At 40.2% G+C, this 15,807-nt stretch carries 26 protein-coding genes; 18 read left to right on the plus strand and 8 right to left on the minus strand.

Annotated elements, in window-relative coordinates:
• The 3 genes from ACIPUA_RS03840 to ACIPUA_RS03850 all read right to left on the minus strand — a co-directional run bounded on the left by ACIPUA_RS03840 (position 1) and on the right by ACIPUA_RS03850 (position 1,178).
• The gene (locus ACIPUA_RS03840; RefSeq protein ID WP_181489602.1) at positions 1-180 is read right to left on the minus strand and encodes a DUF4222 domain-containing protein; all 180 of its coding nucleotides are present in this window, start codon (positions 178-180) and stop codon (positions 1-3) included.
• A 261-nt stretch (positions 181-441) separates the two neighbouring features.
• Entirely contained in the window at positions 442-906 is a 465-nt protein-coding gene (locus tag ACIPUA_RS03845) for a YmfL family putative regulatory protein (protein WP_449059287.1), read from the minus strand.
• A gap of 50 nt (positions 907-956) precedes the next feature.
• The gene (locus tag ACIPUA_RS03850) at positions 957-1,178 is read right to left on the minus strand and encodes a helix-turn-helix domain-containing protein (protein ID WP_094962336.1); all 222 of its coding nucleotides are present in this window, start codon (positions 1,176-1,178) and stop codon (positions 957-959) included.
• A 146-nt stretch (positions 1,179-1,324) separates the two neighbouring features.
• Here ACIPUA_RS03850 and ACIPUA_RS03855 point away from each other — a divergent pair, with 146 nt between their 5' ends.
• The 14 genes from ACIPUA_RS03855 (at position 1,325) to ACIPUA_RS03920 (ending at position 9,038) form a co-directional block, all read left to right on the plus strand.
• Entirely contained in the window at positions 1,325-1,882 is a 558-nt protein-coding gene (locus ACIPUA_RS03855) for a helix-turn-helix domain-containing protein (protein WP_267490868.1), read from the plus strand.
• A 349-nt stretch (positions 1,883-2,231) separates the two neighbouring features.
• A complete protein-coding gene (locus ACIPUA_RS03860) occupies positions 2,232-2,441 on the plus strand; it encodes a hypothetical protein (RefSeq protein WP_164528383.1) in 210 nt (69 codons plus the stop codon).
• A gap of 34 nt (positions 2,442-2,475) precedes the next feature.
• Positions 2,476-2,667, plus strand: coding sequence for a carbon storage regulator CsrA (csrA, locus tag ACIPUA_RS03865; protein ID WP_449059306.1), 192 nt, complete (start codon positions 2,476-2,478; stop codon positions 2,665-2,667).
• A gap of 159 nt (positions 2,668-2,826) precedes the next feature.
• The gene (locus tag ACIPUA_RS03870) at positions 2,827-3,081 is read left to right on the plus strand and encodes a hypothetical protein (protein WP_275076804.1); all 255 of its coding nucleotides are present in this window, start codon (positions 2,827-2,829) and stop codon (positions 3,079-3,081) included.
• Between the two features lie 18 nt (positions 3,082-3,099).
• Positions 3,100-4,014, plus strand: coding sequence for a recombination-associated protein RdgC (rdgC, locus tag ACIPUA_RS03875; RefSeq protein WP_449059288.1), 915 nt, complete (start codon positions 3,100-3,102; stop codon positions 4,012-4,014).
• Between the two features lie 83 nt (positions 4,015-4,097).
• Complete coding sequence (locus tag ACIPUA_RS03880) at positions 4,098-4,580, plus strand: hypothetical protein (RefSeq protein WP_449059289.1); 483 nt, start codon at positions 4,098-4,100, stop codon at positions 4,578-4,580.
• A 2-nt stretch (positions 4,581-4,582) separates the two neighbouring features.
• Positions 4,583-5,038, plus strand: coding sequence for a hypothetical protein (locus tag ACIPUA_RS03885; protein ID WP_449059290.1), 456 nt, complete (start codon positions 4,583-4,585; stop codon positions 5,036-5,038).
• 1 nt (position 5,039) lies between these two features.
• Positions 5,040-5,672, plus strand: a complete 633-nt coding sequence (locus ACIPUA_RS03890) for a hypothetical protein (protein WP_449059291.1) — start codon at positions 5,040-5,042, stop codon at positions 5,670-5,672.
• Positions 5,673-5,674: 2 nt separating this feature from the next.
• On the plus strand, positions 5,675-5,887 hold the full coding sequence (locus ACIPUA_RS03895) for a hypothetical protein (protein WP_449059292.1): 213 nt from the start codon (positions 5,675-5,677) through the stop codon (positions 5,885-5,887).
• 2 nt (positions 5,888-5,889) lie between these two features.
• The gene (locus ACIPUA_RS03900; RefSeq protein WP_449059293.1) at positions 5,890-6,456 is read left to right on the plus strand and encodes a hypothetical protein; all 567 of its coding nucleotides are present in this window, start codon (positions 5,890-5,892) and stop codon (positions 6,454-6,456) included.
• Complete coding sequence (locus tag ACIPUA_RS03905) at positions 6,446-7,015, plus strand: 3'-5' exonuclease (RefSeq protein ID WP_449059294.1); 570 nt, start codon at positions 6,446-6,448, stop codon at positions 7,013-7,015. The genes ACIPUA_RS03900 and ACIPUA_RS03905 overlap by 11 nt, the downstream gene beginning before the upstream one ends.
• Before the next feature lie 36 nt (positions 7,016-7,051).
• Entirely contained in the window at positions 7,052-7,303 is a 252-nt protein-coding gene (locus tag ACIPUA_RS03910; RefSeq protein WP_349487052.1) for an excisionase, read from the plus strand.
• On the plus strand, positions 7,278-8,411 hold the full coding sequence (locus tag ACIPUA_RS03915) for a phage integrase Arm DNA-binding domain-containing protein (protein ID WP_449059295.1): 1,134 nt from the start codon (positions 7,278-7,280) through the stop codon (positions 8,409-8,411). Before ACIPUA_RS03910 ends, ACIPUA_RS03915 begins: the two co-directional genes overlap by 26 nt.
• A 240-nt stretch (positions 8,412-8,651) precedes the next feature.
• Positions 8,652-9,038: a YkgJ family cysteine cluster protein gene (locus ACIPUA_RS03920; protein ID WP_042844092.1), complete on the plus strand. Its 387-nt coding sequence runs from the start codon at positions 8,652-8,654 to the stop codon at positions 9,036-9,038.
• A 94-nt stretch (positions 9,039-9,132) separates the two neighbouring features.
• Here the strand turns inward: ACIPUA_RS03920 and ACIPUA_RS03925 are convergent, their stop codons facing one another.
• Positions 9,133-10,137 carry a luciferase-like monooxygenase gene (locus tag ACIPUA_RS03925; RefSeq protein ID WP_042844093.1) on the minus strand — a complete coding sequence of 335 codons (1,005 nt, stop codon included), beginning with the start codon at positions 10,135-10,137 and terminating at the stop codon, positions 9,133-9,135.
• A 275-nt stretch (positions 10,138-10,412) separates the two neighbouring features.
• Between ACIPUA_RS03925 and ACIPUA_RS03930 the strand changes: the two genes are divergently transcribed.
• Together ACIPUA_RS03930 and ACIPUA_RS03935 are read left to right on the plus strand one after the other, a co-directional pair.
• A complete protein-coding gene (locus ACIPUA_RS03930; protein WP_042844094.1) occupies positions 10,413-10,736 on the plus strand; it encodes a hypothetical protein in 324 nt (107 codons plus the stop codon).
• Positions 10,737-11,034: 298 nt separating this feature from the next.
• Positions 11,035-11,223 (plus strand): YegP family protein, encoded by a 189-nt coding sequence (locus ACIPUA_RS03935; RefSeq protein WP_042844096.1) that lies wholly within the window; start codon positions 11,035-11,037, stop codon positions 11,221-11,223.
• A gap of 61 nt (positions 11,224-11,284) precedes the next feature.
• Here the strand turns inward: ACIPUA_RS03935 and ACIPUA_RS03940 are convergent, their stop codons facing one another.
• Together ACIPUA_RS03940 and ACIPUA_RS03945 are read right to left on the minus strand one after the other, a co-directional pair.
• On the minus strand, positions 11,285-11,602 hold the full coding sequence (locus ACIPUA_RS03940; RefSeq protein ID WP_042844097.1) for an AzlD domain-containing protein: 318 nt from the start codon (positions 11,600-11,602) through the stop codon (positions 11,285-11,287).
• A 2-nt stretch (positions 11,603-11,604) separates the two neighbouring features.
• Positions 11,605-12,288, minus strand: coding sequence for an AzlC family ABC transporter permease (locus tag ACIPUA_RS03945; RefSeq protein WP_272693679.1), 684 nt, complete (start codon positions 12,286-12,288; stop codon positions 11,605-11,607).
• 123 nt (positions 12,289-12,411) lie between these two features.
• On the opposite strand from ACIPUA_RS03945, the gene ACIPUA_RS03950 reads away from it, so the two are divergent.
• Both ACIPUA_RS03950 and ACIPUA_RS03955 read left to right on the plus strand, forming a co-directional pair.
• The gene (locus ACIPUA_RS03950; RefSeq protein ID WP_042844101.1) at positions 12,412-12,972 is read left to right on the plus strand and encodes a helix-turn-helix domain-containing protein; all 561 of its coding nucleotides are present in this window, start codon (positions 12,412-12,414) and stop codon (positions 12,970-12,972) included.
• 59 nt (positions 12,973-13,031) lie between these two features.
• The gene (locus ACIPUA_RS03955; protein WP_072035161.1) at positions 13,032-13,208 is read left to right on the plus strand and encodes a DUF2526 family protein; all 177 of its coding nucleotides are present in this window, start codon (positions 13,032-13,034) and stop codon (positions 13,206-13,208) included.
• Positions 13,209-13,325: 117 nt separating this feature from the next.
• Here ACIPUA_RS03955 and ACIPUA_RS03960 read toward each other — a convergent pair whose 3' ends face one another.
• The gene (locus ACIPUA_RS03960; protein ID WP_166687145.1) at positions 13,326-14,510 is read right to left on the minus strand and encodes an amidohydrolase; all 1,185 of its coding nucleotides are present in this window, start codon (positions 14,508-14,510) and stop codon (positions 13,326-13,328) included.
• 58 nt (positions 14,511-14,568) lie between these two features.
• Positions 14,569-15,804, minus strand: coding sequence for an allantoate amidohydrolase (locus ACIPUA_RS03965; RefSeq protein WP_449059296.1), 1,236 nt, complete (start codon positions 15,802-15,804; stop codon positions 14,569-14,571).
• Positions 15,805-15,807: the final 3 nt, after the last annotated feature.

Here is a 15,807-nt window from a genome sequence, read left to right on the forward strand (position 1 = left end):
CTACTTAACTTCTGTGTAATCACGTTGAAATAACCAGAGTGGAACAAAGCACCGATGTGGATAATCACCCCACATGAAGATGACCCGTTTTTGGTACGGATCCCACTCAATGACTTTAACGACGATGCCGCGCCTATCTCGGAAGTAACGGTTAAGGTTTTTATGCTTTTCATTGCTCATTAACCTCTCTCCCACTGCGGAAATAGTACTGAGCCCAGATACCTTCTAGATCTTTGTTGTCTACCAATTGTTGTTTAGTCTGGTAGTTGCCCGACTCGTCAGCAGAGGTTATGATCTCTACATATTGAAACGGACTACATTTCGATACTGGTAAGCAGCGGAATTGCTTTTTAGGTTGAAACTGGTTTAAACTGCTCATGCTAATTACTCCACACTAAAGTTGTTAGCGTTCTCGACGCCTCGGACCGCATATCTGAGGCGTCACTTATTTCTAACGCGCGTATGCAAGATGATGATTGATTCAATTTCTTCATCCCTTGCCGCCATATGCTTGCGGTGAGCCTTCCTAATATCATTTGCTTCATCTTGTGTTATCTCCCCATCCTCAAGCGCTTGTTTAATGATCTGGTCAACCTTTCCACGCCTAACATCCGTTGATAGCTTTTTTTCAAATAAATCTATATGGCTAAGATCGCCCGCTTTTACAGGCTCACGTAATAACAGGCCATGCCGTGCTGCATGGTATTCCACCAGCTTTCTAGTACCTGATAAGTCTTCCATTGCTTCCAGCTCATCATTTTCAAAAAAGCGACAACCATTTTTTTCATACAACTTGTTGTTGAATGTGGTTTCGCTAATTCCAAGTGCAGCCGCCATCGCTGAACGACCACCAGGGAATGCCTTACACATTTCTTTTACGACTTCTTTTAATGTTTGTTTGCACATATCTACAATTCCGTTGCTTTGTTGGTAGTTAACTCAGTTAGTTGGATTTGTTATTGTTTGCCTGTTCCAATTAGTTCATACAGATCTGGTCTTATTTCATGAGGTAAAACAGCATTGTTGGTGGCTTTCACAATAGACATAACCAACCTTGCGTCTACACCACCTCCATGAAGCCAACGCCAAACTGTAGGTTGGCTAACGCCGCATAAGTCAGCTAGTTTTTTTTGCCCCCCAGCAATATCAATTGCTTTTTGAATTGCTTCGTTTTTCATTTTTTAACCCTTTTAGTATTGTCGTGAGATAAATAATAGCAATGAGTATTAATTTATACAATAGCAATGAGAATTTGATTTTTAATACGCATGACTATAAATTCGCATTCATGAAAACGACACTGTCTGAACGCCTTCAAAAGGCTATGAAATATAGGGGCAATATGACTCAGGGTGCTTTAGCTGAAGCATCAGGTGTTGCTCAACCTACTATCTGGCGTTTAGTTAATGGAAAAGCTAAAGGCTCTGTTAAATTAGTTGATATAGCTAATGCTCTTGGCGTGAATGTTGATTGGTTGGCGAACGGCATTGGGGAAATGGAAGGGTCTAATAACGAGCAAAAATTTAGGCTAGATAAATCTCTTAATATTTCAGTTTGGGATGAGACTGGTGAGACTGACGATTTCGTTTTATCCCCCATGGGCAAGCCATTACCGTCTTACCGTGCATATGTCCTTAGTCGCAATACAGGGTGCGCTGAGGCACCTAACGGGAGTATCGCTATTGTAGATACTGAGATAACACCAGGAACGGGGGATCTGGTGATAGCGCAGGTCAACAATTCTATTTCTGTATATAAATTTTTAGATGGTGGTAGTCACGGCTTCCTGTCAGTTGATGATAATAGAGTGCCATTGATTGATTTATCCTCTGCACTATTTATCGGTGTAGTTGTCTTTCTTGTTCGTGATTTCAGGAGATAGCTTGTTTTCTTTTTTTTACTAACAAGCACCTCTCTATACTTACCAACCCCATTTCTCACCAAAACTATCACCATCGTCTCATTCCTCTCGAATATAACATTGTAGCTTTTGGTTATTTACTGTGTATTTATACAGTAAATTGTTTTATACTTTATATTCTCAAGTAAAATTTGCAAGAATTATTCTATAAAAATTCTGATAGCCTTTCGTATTATTATAAACATAAAAAAATAATCTCTTTAATTTCAATCAAATACAGTCCATATTAAAACAAATAAAATATACTTATTGCTATAATTAATACTCATTGCTATATTTATTCCATCGAGACAATCATTAGGTGGATATCATGCAAACCAATTCAAATGAACCAATTGTTACTTTTAGTGTGCCAATGTCGCAGGATGATGTACGCGAGTGGATACTGGCAAAGGCTAAACTAATTAATCATCTTAAAAGACTGCAAGCTGACCGTGATAACAAGCAAGCTGAACTCGAAAAGCTCGACGAAGAAATTGCAGAGTGCATGGATATGTGTGCAGTTACTGTTAGTGCTTAACTGAATTCAATTGTGTGGAGTACTTAGTATGGGAATGCTTATTTTAACCCGTAGAGTCAGTGAAGAAGTCATGATCGGCGATGATATTAAAATTAAAATCTTAGGGGTCAAAGGAAACCAAGTGCGGATTGGTATTGAAGCCCCAAAAGATGTTGCTGTACATCGTGAAGAAATTTATCAGCGTATCTTGGCTGAAAATAGTATTGCCGCTGCTAGTAATAAGTGACCCTTGTAGTTTTTGGCGGTATCGCACCGCCCTTTATCATAATACATAAGGTCACTGACTTTATGTCAGTCCATACTAGGTAATATGTCTTTATATATTGTCAGTGGTCTTATTTATTGTGTGGAGTTAATTATTGAGGACATAAATATGTGTGATTGCATGAATAGAGTTGCTAAAGAATTAAATTCTAAATTAGCACTGAAAGTAACTGAAGGTGGAATTATTTCTGACACCGAAACAGGTTGGGATAATAAGGTGCTTGATTTTTCAAATGGCAAATTTCACGTAATGCTTAATTATAAATTTGCTTATCGTGCCAAAAAGAAAAACGGTGAAATGGCAAAGAACTTAACTAGACTCGATACCAACGTAAAAATGTCTCACTGTCCTTTCTGTGGTGAAAAGCAAAGCTAACTTAATAGGGATTATCTTATGAGTGTTTTTAATGTTAAGAATCTAGTTATTTATCGAATAACTCGCGATATTGATTTTAATAATATCGAAGAGCAGTTATCAAATTTAAAATATGAGCCTTGCGGTTCACTTGATATGCAACGTTTTGGCTTCATTCCACCACTTGGTATTGGTAATTCTGATTGTTTGACTCATCAAGTTAATGACCAGATGCTTATATCTCTTTTTAAAGAAGATAAAATGCTACCAACTCCTGTTATCAATAATGAGTTAAATAAAAAAATTGAGAAGCTAGAAGCGGATCAGGGTAGAAAATTAAAGAAAGCTGAACGCCAAGCCATTAAAGATGAAGTTATTCAGGAACTGCTACCTCGTGCATTCTCTAAGTATACCCGTTTCGATGTGTGGGTTAATCTTACTGATGGCTTTATTGCTGCGCTAGTATCGTCACATCGACGTGCTGAAGAGTGTTTTGCAATGATACGTAAGGCTCTTGGTTCTCTGCCTGTCGTACCGTTAACGATGAAAGACCCTATTGAATTAACGCTAACAGAATGGGTTAGAAGCGGGCAATTACCAAAAGGCTTTGTATTTGGTGAGCAATCAGAAATGAAAGCCATCCTTGAAGAAGGTGGAATTGCTAAATATACAAAACAAGACTTAATTTCTGATGAAATTCAAACAAATATTGAAGCAGGTAAACTAGTTACTAAATTATCATTAGGTTATGAAGATAGGGTTACATTCTGTATTGATGATAGTTTTGTTTTATCTACGCTTAAATTTGATTCCGCATTTTTAGAAACTAATGATGATATCGAACGAGAAGATTATAACCAACGCTTTGATGCTGATTTCTTCTTAATTATTTCTGAATTAAATATTTTAATAAAAGTATTAATTGATTCACTTGGCGGTGAATCCAAGCTTTAAGTTATTTAGCCAACACCAAGGAATTAATTCTCTTTATTAAGAGACGGACTTTTATTATCTAAATTTTGTGTGGAGTATTAATTATGCAACTTAGCCAAATTGATTTAATTTCCGCTATTTCTAATGAAATAGAAAAACAAATACCCGGCATACCTGCTGAACCTCGTTATATGAATGCCATTATTAGGGCTGCAAATTTGGTTTGTGATGAATTCAAAAAGCCGCTTATTAAAGCTTCTGAAGGTATGGGTCTTGCTGCATGGCTTGCTAGTGATGATGTTGGGGCGAGTTCAAAATATATGGCTTCCGTTCTTTCTGGTCAATTTAGCGCTCCAAATCATTACCCTTGGGATGGTGCTGATTTAGGCCGCTGCATTCGATTACTAGAAGCCGTACCTGAGCTAGCAAGCCAATTACATGAAATGAAAGCATGCTCACCCCAGTGGTCTGCTGTTATCGATAATTGGGATAAATGGAAAGAGCTTTACGAAGCAGGTGAAGGAAAAGAACTTTATCAAGAAATGAAGTCTACCTATAAATCAATTGAAGCAAATAAAGGTATTTAATTATGTCTATTAAACCTGAATTAGTAGAACGCGACGAACTTGGCTACTGGGCTCATTCGCAAATTCCCGTAAGTGAAGATGTTGAATATTTAAAACAATGGTTTGATAACAACTGCCTTGAAATCTGTAATGTCTATATGGATGGCGATATCGATGAAAGTCACCCAACATTCAAACTCTACTTTGAAGATGGCCAGTGTGATATCTCAGGTTGGGTGCCTAGCAAACCTCAAGGTGATGGCTGGTTTATTGGTGGCATTTCTGAATCAGAAGACGGTCCTGTTTGTTCATGGCTAAGGCTTGATGTGGCAAAACTAAAGGCAAAATTCCTCAGGGCACATAAAGAAGCTGAAAAAGCTGCATTTGAATATTTCTGCGCCTGTGATGTTGGTGATGAACGTATTCAAGCTAGTGAGGTTTATGAGCGCATTAGAACTGCTACACGCATAGGTGGCTGATATGAAAGAGCGCGGAATTATTTTTAACTCAGAAATGGTACGCGCCATCCTTGATGGCCGTAAAACTCAAACTCGTATAATAATGAAGCCACAGCCAAAACCAAATGAAAACGGTGGTACTTGGTGGCCTAGTAATATATGTCAGTCAATGATTAATATCGAAGATATGATGCAGGATAACGAAGGGATATGGGCTGGCATTGCTGGCATAGCCTGTCCACACGGTGGAGTTGGCGATCGCCTTTGGGTTCGTGAAACCGCTGGGTTACAAGTGCGACGCGACTGCCTTGGTGGTACTGGTGAGTTTTTTGTTTATAAAGCAGATAAGCCAAATGCTGTTAGGTATAGAACTGCCTGTGGGGCAGATGTTCCTGTTAAATGGCAGTCCCCAGTTAGAATGAAACGTTGTCACTCACGTATCACTCTAGAAATTACTGATGTTCGAGTAGAGCGACTACAGGCAGCTAGCGACGATGATTTTAAAGCTGAAGGCTATCCGCTGGAGAGAGAATTAACTGGCGGCAGTACTGATGCATTTTGCTGGTTTCGTCACTTATGGGATTCAGTTAGTAAGCCTGACTGTAATTATGAAAGTAATCCGTGGGTGTGGGTTATTGAGTTTAAGCGAGTGTGATTATGGCTATTTTATCTAATAAATATAAAAAAGATAAATACGGTATTCAGTTTATTTTTGAAAATGGGTCACCAGCTGCAACCATATATAACACAGCGCTAACCAAAGAAAATATAAACTCAATTATAGATTTAGTGGAAACTGCTTATTCAAGAGGAATTAGCGCAGGCAGAAAGGAAAAGATTCAAGAATTTAAAGAATTTTTGGAGGAGTGATTGTGAATAATAAACTTACAGAAGAAATTGAAATCCTTCAGCGTAATGCCGGAATGGACCTCAAACTATCTTGGGATATTCACCGCTGGAGTATGGTTCTGATGATTGCCGATCACTACCTATCTATCGGTAATGTCAAAGAAGCTCGCTCATGGGTCCAGAGCATTTATCAATGGATTGAGCCTGAAATGCACGATGACATGAAAGCTCATTCTAGTGATTTGAACTCCTGGTTCAATCAGCAAATGGAAAAATCAGTAAGCCATGAAGAGGCGGTAAAATTTATTCGTAAACTATGTCCTGAAATTGAAAAACTACGGAAAGAGCCACTATTCAATAAAGAACAAATGAAGCTTGGTGTTCTATTTGCACGTAATCATTTAATTAGTGCGTATCGAGCTAATTTTATTGATTGTAATTTAAACGAGTTTGCTAAGTTTATGAGTCAACTCACTCACGTAGCAAATGAATCGATTGATATTGAATTGATGATGGGTGATGTTCTTGCATGCAATGGCCAAGCCGAAGAATGGATTAAAACTGAATTGGAGCGACGTAATGAAATTTAAACACTTAATGGTAGATCTAGAGGGAATGAGCACACATAACAATGCAGCCATTGTTTCTATTGGTGCAGTAGCTTTTGAGCCTTCAACTGGTGAGATTGGGTCTACATTTTACCAAGTGGTCGATTTAAGTAGCTGCCAACGTGCAGGGCTTCATATAGATGCTGATACTGTGCTTTGGTGGATGCAGCAAAGCAGTGAAGCTAGAGCTGCTATCATTGCTGATGGGGTTAATTTACGTAAAGCACTACATGAACTTAATTGCTTTGCTGAAGATGCATTAACTGATGATGTGCAGGTGTGGGGGAATGGCGTTGATTACGATAATGTCATTCTTCGTAATGCTTATATTGCCGTTGTTTTAGAGCCATTCTGGAAACACTGGAATAATCGTTGTGTTAGAACGATTGTAGAGATAGGCCGTAATGCTGGAATCGATCCAAAGAAAACACTTCAGTTCGAAGGTGAGCAACACAATGCGTTAGCCGATGCAATTCATCAAGCTAAGTATGTGTCTATTATCCACCAGCATTTAATTAAACCAGTTAACGACGATATTTAATTTTTAAATCTGTATGCGGCAGATGTGGAGATAATTATGTCTAGGATGGTATCACTAGAAGAGTGGGCAACATTAGAATTCGGTAAAAACGCCCCCAGCACTCAAGTACTAAGAAAGTACGCCAAAGCGAACATGATGGTACCACCAGCCCTTAAAGTGGGTAATAAATGGGTGATAGATCGTGATTCTCGGTGGGTCGGGGTTGTTTCAAAACCGCAATTGCCAAATGGCGCAAGCGACAAACTAAAAAGGATATTATCTGATGGCTGCAAGACCACGCTCTCATAAAATTACAATTCCTAATCTATATCGAAAGCTTGATAAACGAAACGGAAAAGTTTACTGGCAGTACAAACACCCGCTAACTGGAACCTTTCACAGCCTTGGCACGGATGCCGAGGAAGCCGCACTTGTGGCATCTCAAGCAAATACAGTTATCGCTGAGCAACAAACAAAACAAATACTCAGCGTTAATGAACGATTATCTACAATTAAAAACAAGAAAGTGGGAATTAGCGTTACAAACTGGATCGATAGATATCTAGAGATTCAGAAAGAGCGAGTCGAACTAAACGAATTAAAACTAAACTCATACAAACAAAAAATAAAGCCCTTAAATTTATTTAAACAGCATTGCGGGACACTACCACTCAAGGATATTACAGCATTAGAAATAGCTGGGATCATTGATGAAGTAAAAGCACTAGGCCACAACAGAATGGCGCAAATTGTGCGTTTTGTTCTTATCGATGTTTTTAAAGAAGCACAGCACATGGGCCATGTTCCTCCCGGTTATAATCCTGCTCAGGCCACCAAAAAACCAAGAAACAAGGTCAAGCGTGAGCGTTTATCATTTGAAGAATGGGAAAAAATTTATAAGCAATCTGCAAACCACCAGCATTATTTGCGCTGTGGGATGTTATTGGCGGTTATAACAGGGCAACGGCTTGGTGATATTACTAACATGAAATTCTCAGACATCTGGGATGGAATGTTACATGTACAGCAAGAAAAAACAGGGACCAAGTTAGCAATACCTCTATCGCTAAGATGTGATGCGTTGAATTTAACATTAAGTGATGTTGTTTCTATGTGCCGAGATCTTGTTGTTAGCCCCTATCTACTACATTACAAACATACTGCAGGTAATGCAAAAATTGGAGGGCAGGTATCAAATGCATCATTAACTACATCATTTAAGAATGCACGAAACAAATGTGGGCTGGAATGGGAAGATGGCGCTGCACCATCTTTCCATGAACTTAGATCATTATCTGAAAGATTGTACAGAGAACAAGGGATAGATACACAAAAATTACTTGGTCATCGAACCCAAATAATGACAGATAAATATAATGATGATCGTGGAAAAGAATGGCAAATTGTTGTAATTTAATCGACTCGGTTTCCATACTATTTTGGGGATAAATTTTGGTGGGGTTTTGGGGAAGTTTTTTAAAGCACTAAAAACAACCCCAAATGCAGTACCATTTCTTATGTGATTTCAACATTGCATATGTCCACCATCAATACATATTACTTCAATACAATGAATTACCAAGTTTAATTCAATATCTATATTTCGATTAACATTAACATTTCTAATCGTTTTAAATATTTGGAGTTTTATCTTTATATGACTAATGTCCATATACTAAAAACTGATCCTTCAGATAACCCCTGTATAAGCTGCGGTGCTTGTTGCGCCTATTTTCGTGTCTCATTTTATTGGGCTGAAGCCGAAAGCGGCGGCGGTGTTGTTCCCCAACATTTAACTGAGCAGATTACGCCGTTTATGAGCTGTATGCAGGGTACTAACCAAAAACAAAACACCCGTTGTACCGCCCTAGAAGGCACAATAGGCAAATGTGTATCTTGTTCCATTTATGCTCAAAGGCCTACGCCGTGTCGTGAATTTGAGCAATCTTGGCAGGATGGAATATATAATGAAGCCTGTGACAGAGCGCGAGCAGCGCATGGTTTACCGCCTTTAGAGCCTCACCACCCGCAAATCGCTTGCTAACCGTCAATGACCCAGAGTTCTCTGGGTTATCTTTTCTGGTTATGAATAAAAGTTGATTGCCCGCGCTCTTGCAAACAAATGCTATGAAGCTAATTTAAACAATTTCATTCATGACTTGCATAGCTAACTCGAAGGAATATAAACGTGCTTGATGATCGAAAATTTGACCATTTACCATGATTTCATCGGCTTGAGTTTGGCGTAAAATGGTTTGTAAACCGTAACCCACCTTAGTTTTATCTCCCACTAATGACATCCCCAATGCTTGTTGCACACCAAATTCCTCTGCTGGCGACCAAATGTTTTCCATACTTTCAACAGGGGCGGGAAGCTGCGATGGCTGACCTCGGCGTAACATAACGAAAGCTTGTTGCATCGACGTAAATAAAAACTCGGCCTCGCGCTGGGTGTCTGCCGCAATAATATTAATGCAGACCATGGCATAAGGTTTTGACAACCGTGATGATGGCTTAAAGTTAGCACGATAAACCTCAAGTGCTTGCAGCAGCAAGTCCGGTGCAAAATGTGAAGCAAACGCAAATGGTAACCCCATTTGAGCCGCTAACCTCGCACTGTATAAGCTTGAGCCAAGTAGCCATACGGGGATTTTCTCACCATACCCAGGAACCGGGCGTACCGCAGGCTCTGGGTTAGTTGCATCAAACCAACTCACGATTTGTGCTACATCTTGCGGGAAATTATCAATATCCGTATTCATATGACGACGTAATGCTTGCATTGTCCTTTGGTCACTTCCAGGAGCTCGCCCAATACCTAAATCAATTCGCTCAGGATACAACGTATTAAGTGTGCCAAATTGCTCGGCTATCACCAATGGTGAATGGTTCGGTAACATGACGCCCCCAGAACCAAGTCTCAAAGTGTGAGTATTCGCGGCAAGGTAGCCAATTAACACTGAAGTCGCAGCACTAGCTATCCCTGTCATATTATGGTGCTCTGCCAACCAATAACGGTGATAACCCAATTTTTCCGCTAATTTTGCGATATCAAGGGAATGAGCGAAAGCCTCCTTGGCTGTGGAACCTTGAATAATTGGTGCTAAATCAAGCAAAGAAAGGGGTGTTTTTTTATCAGACATATACGCTCACTTTGTTAGGGTTTTATTGATATAGAACCTAACTTACCATCGTAGACTATCCGATTTGATGTCTCCAGTGCTTAAGTTCCCATTAGCACAAGAGGTCTAAAAATGTAAAAAAAAGTCTACTAACCCACTGTTTTCTCATGAATATGAATTAAGATTGAACAAAAAGTGCAGTAATTAAGGAGCTTCAGTCAGCGGAGGTAAAAGCGATTGCGGGTGGAAATCAATTGGTTAACTATTGGTTCATCACCAATATAAAGGAAATCGCAATGAAAAAAATAACTACCAGTTTATTCGCCCTAACTTTAATGTCTATCGGCTTTGCTGCGACAGCAGCAAACATCGGCAATGGAGGGAATAACCACATGCCACGTCAACATATGGGAAATGGCAATCACCATAATATGGTTTATAACGTGGCGGAACAGACAACTACCCCAAATGAAACAATAAAAAAGCTGGCGGATAATACACCTAAAATTGAAGATGGCAAACGCTACATGGTTAAAGTAACCGTGATGGAAGTCCCTGAATTTAAGAACATAACTCCAATGCCGATGCCTAAAGCTAACAATACACCAGTAACCCAGTAGTAAGCTATATCAGTTAACTTACATGGCGTTATCGGCAAAACCTTTTTTATCGATAACTATAATCGACTAGCCTTATAAGATAGAAGCCGATATCTTAGCCACATAATAAAGAGTTCTATATATCCTACGATTGCCTCTGTTTATCAGGGGCTTTTTTTTGAACTTTTTCTGAATTTTATCCCCTCTTCTAGTAATAATACCTAATAGCGACTAACCTTATTTAAGCAGATATTTATTTGCTGCTTATGATTTATTCCTCGGTTTTCATATTTTTAACCACAAAAGTCAGGAGCCTACCATGGGGTATTATGAATTAAAAAAATCTACCAAAGATGTTGCTCAGCCTTATTATTTCGTTTTAAAAGCAGCTAACCATGAGATCATTGCGACAAGTGAAATGTATGCATCTAAACAATCTGCATTAAAAGGTATTGCGTCAGTACAAACCAATGGCCCTTCTGAGACGATTAAAGACTTAACCGCTTAATTGATAGCCCCTACTTTCTTTAGGTAGGGGCTTTATCGCGCTAATTACAATTAGTTGTATTCTAAATTAACCGAAGTAGCGCAGTGACAATTGCCGCAGACAAAACTATGACAATAAATGGTTTTTTATACCATGTAAGTACGCCTGCAACTAACACCCCTACTATTTTTTGCCAATCCGACAACTGTTCTCCTGAAAATAATGTAGAGGTTACGGCCACAGAAAACAAAATAATAATTGCTGCCGCTGAAAAAAGGGCTTTGCTATTTTCCGATAAAATCACCCGGCCTCTAAGTAATGCACCAGATGCGCGCATTAAATAAGTACCGACCGCTAGTAGTAAAACCCCGCAAAATATTAACCATGGGCTGTTTGTCATGACTATTTCCTTATATAAATAACTAGGCTCAATAATGCGAGTAAAACAGGTATCCCAGCAGGTAAGACGGGGGTTACCAAAACAGCAATAACGGCGCCCACAATGGCCGTAATCCGTAAGCGTTTATCCGTGAGCGCAGGCAATGAAAGCGCTAAAATAATCGCAGGAAACATAGCATCCATGCCATAGACATGTGTGTCACTGATTAAACTGCCTAATACTTCCCCAATCAGTACACCTATAGGCCAACAAAGTAAAATCCCGACCCCACACAGCCAAAATGCGGCGCGTTTTTCTGTATTTGTTTCTTGTGCTAAGCCAAATACAACGCTTTCATCGTTCATGATGTGGTAACCCAATAGCGCTTTTGCCCCCTTGCCTGTTAGGTCACTAACCGCAAAACTAAAAGGAATATGCCTTGAATTAACCAGTAGACCCGCTAAGGCAGCTGAAATGGGGCTTCCCCCTGAAAAAATAACCCCAATAAATAAAAATTCAGAGGCTCCAGCAAGTACTAAAATAGATAACGTCAGAGGGACCCACCAATCAAAACCTTGAGAAAGGGCAAGTGCACCATATGAAATACCGACAATTAAGTCCGCAATACAAACGAGAGCGATATTTTTCACTGTGCTATTATTAAGTGTTGAAGTTAGCACTTTCCAATCGTTCGATATAAAATACATTTGTTCATTATGTCGATCTTTACTATAAAGTGCAATCAATACTCAGAAAAATTCAAGTTGCAGGTAGGTGACAAATGCGTAAGCCTCATCATCTGTAGCGAGTATTATAAATAGGATAAAAAATTGAACTTACCTTCGCCCCCCATTGAGTTGATCTCCAAAGCACTGGCTCGTGAAAGGCAAAAAAATGGGTTATCGTTGTCCGAGTTATCTCGTAAAGCAGGTATTGCGAAGTCGACCTTATCGCAATTGGAATCTGGTAGTGGTAACCCAAGTATCGAAACCTTATGGGCGCTTTGTGTTGCGTTAGATATCCCTTTTGCTCGTTTAATTGAAGAAAAACAAGATGCTGTCACTGTGATACGCCACGGGGAAGCCCTTCCCGTCAGTGCGGAACATGCTAATTATTTAGCATTTTTATTATCATCTGCACCTAATGATTCACGACGTGATATTTATACTGTTATTGCCCAACCGGGTCGTGACCGTATTTCAGAACCACATATGCATGGTGTAAGTGAACATATCATTATTATGGCCGGTAGGGCTTTGGTTGGCCCATTAGATAACCCTGTCGAGTTAAAAGTTGGGGATTATATTCATTATCCAGGAGATGAGCCGCATATCATGCGAGCCTTAGAACCCAATACGATGGCCGTTATGGTCATAGAGAAACAAAATTGACATCATAAATACCTATAACACTCTAATAGCCATAGACTATATTAATTGGAGCTTAAAACATGCCCTACTATGATGAAATTATCGAAAAAGTTGACCGGCTCATTGGTGAAAACGCTGTTCACCATATGAATGAAATGCTAATGCAGTTATCCCATGACCCACAACTCAATGAAGACCAACGTTTTACACAACAACAGCGTCTAAGGGAGGCTATATTTGCCCATCATAATGTATAGCGACCAAATACTTAGCCGCTATACTGAGTGTTAATAAACAAAATAAATAGGCAACAAAGTCAAAGGGAGGCCCGGTATAGGTAGAATAACGAGCCCTAAGAGCATTAACATACTCAATTAAAATTCCTGCTGCTGTAAATAGGCCCATGCATATTGTGCATGTAACTCAGCCCCCGTCGCCATCGTATCTTCATCGATATTAAAACAGCCGTGGTGATGTGCCCATTGCGTATCCTTCTCAGCATTCCCGGTACCTAGCAACGCAAAACACCCCGGAATATCTTCAATGTAGAAGCTGAAGTCCTCGCCCCCTGGGGTTGGCCTTTCGTTGATCAACGCTTGCTCACCAAAGGCTTGCGAAATAACTGACTGAGCAAGCAGTGCGCTGCGCTCTTCATTGATCACAGGTAAAGTCCCATAAATATAATCGACTTGTGCTGTTGCACCATAAATCGCTGCAGTATGTTCTGCATAACGGCGGATAGCGGCTTCAATACGATTACGCGTTTCAATATCGAAACACCGTACCGTTCCGTCCAATACCGCATTTTCAGCGATAACATTAAAGCGAGTTCCCACTTCCATTTTACCAATCGTTACCACTGCTGAATCTAATGATGAGGTTTCACGAGAAACAATAGCTTGTAAATTCATCACAAAAGCCGAAGCAACAACCGCAGCGTCTATTGTCGCCTCTGGCATAGAACCGTGCCCACCTCGTCCTTTAAAGGTGACTTTTAATAAATCCGCAGACGCAAATGAACCGCCAACATTACAAGAAACTTTGCCTGATGGCGTCGTTGTCCAAATGTGCATACCAAACACGTTATCCACATTTTCGATAGCCCCTTGTTTGATCATCGCTAATGCACCCTGAGCAATCTCTTCCGCAGGTTGAAAAATCAAACGCACATTGCCGGCTAACTCTTCACGTACCTCGTATAGCGCTTTGGCCGCGGTTAACAACATGGCTGTGTGTGCATCATGACCGCAGGCATGCATTTTCCCTGCTGTAGTGGATTTATATTCTAACGAATCGTTTAATTCCAATACGGGTAACGCATCAATATCAGCACGTAATGCAACGGTTTTGCCTGGCTTCGCCCCCTTGATTTCAGCGATAACCCCTGTTGGCTCAGTTAAGCGATATTCTATGCCTATTTTGTCTAATTCTTCGGCAATACGTTTTGTTGTACGTACTTCTTCAAATGGCAATTCAGGATGAGCATGTAAATCACGTCGAAATGCAATCATTTCTTGAGTATGTTTTTTGATTGCGGCTGTAATAGTTTTGCTGATCATTTTTCTACCTTTTACCCCATCACAAAATAACGTTTTGCATGGCTTATATAATTAATAATTAACATTCTATGAGTGACTTAACGGTTTCAAACATCACATCAACACCGCGTGCAATTTGTGCATAATCAGTCCATTCATCCGGATGATGACTAAGCCCATTGCGACTTGGGACAAATATCAGTCCCGTTTGGGTGATCTGTGCAAAAATCATCGTATCATGCCCTGCACCACTGACCATGCTACGAAAACGTAGCTTTTGAGCGCTGGCATGTTCTTGCATTAGAGTATGAATCTCGCTATTTAGCTCAGTCGGTTGAACATATAATGGCTGAATAATGTCACTGCCTATTCCCGCTTCAGTACTTTCTTGCTCTGTTAAAGCCATAATTTGAGCGATGACTTTTCTAAGGGCTTCATCGTTTTTAGAACGAATATCAACACTGAAGGTGACTTCACTTGGGATCACGTTAGCCCCATTTGGTAAAACCGCCAACCGTCCCACTGTCGCGACAGTATTATCCCCCGCAGCTTCTGCAAGCTTAGGGATTTGGCTGATAATTCGGCTAGCGCAAACAAGGGCATCTGCGCGCATATTCATCGGTGTTGTGCCAGCATGCCCTGCTTTACCTGTGAGTTTTATTTCTAACTGGCTAATACCAACAATTGTTTCGACGATGCCAACATCTTCATTCGCCTGTTCTAATACGGGGCCTTGCTCAATATGTAATTCTAAAAAGGCTTTCACTTTTTTAGGGTCAAGCACAGCTTCTGACGCTTTGTCGGCATTAAAACCCGCAGCAGCCATTCGCTCAGCGGCACTTACCCCTTGCCTATCTTTTAATTGGTGCAATTCTTTGGTGCCAATTAGCCCCGTGATTACACTTGAAGCCATCAAACCACGGCCAAAACTGGTTCCTTCTTCTTCCACCAGCGCAATCACCTCTAATGGGTACTTTGGTGTTAAGTTTTGTTCGCGTATCCGAGCAACAACATCTAACCCCGTGACTATCCCCGCTGGTCCATCAAATGCACCACCGTGAGGAACTGAATCAAAGTGAGAACCAATAATAACTGCCGGTAAATTAGGCTGTTGACCTTCCAAACGCCCATAAATATTTCCGATCGCATCTTCGCGAACGTGTAAACCTAACGCGGTCATTTCCTGCTTTAAATAATCACGAGCTTGTTTATCTTGCTCGCTATAGCTCATCCGCGTTGTACCTTGACCTGGTGTCGCAGTATATTCTGCCAATTGTTCTAAATGGCGCTGAATTCTTGAAGTACTTGTTTCCATTGT

The organism is Providencia sp. AGC89 (genome assembly GCF_053543535.1).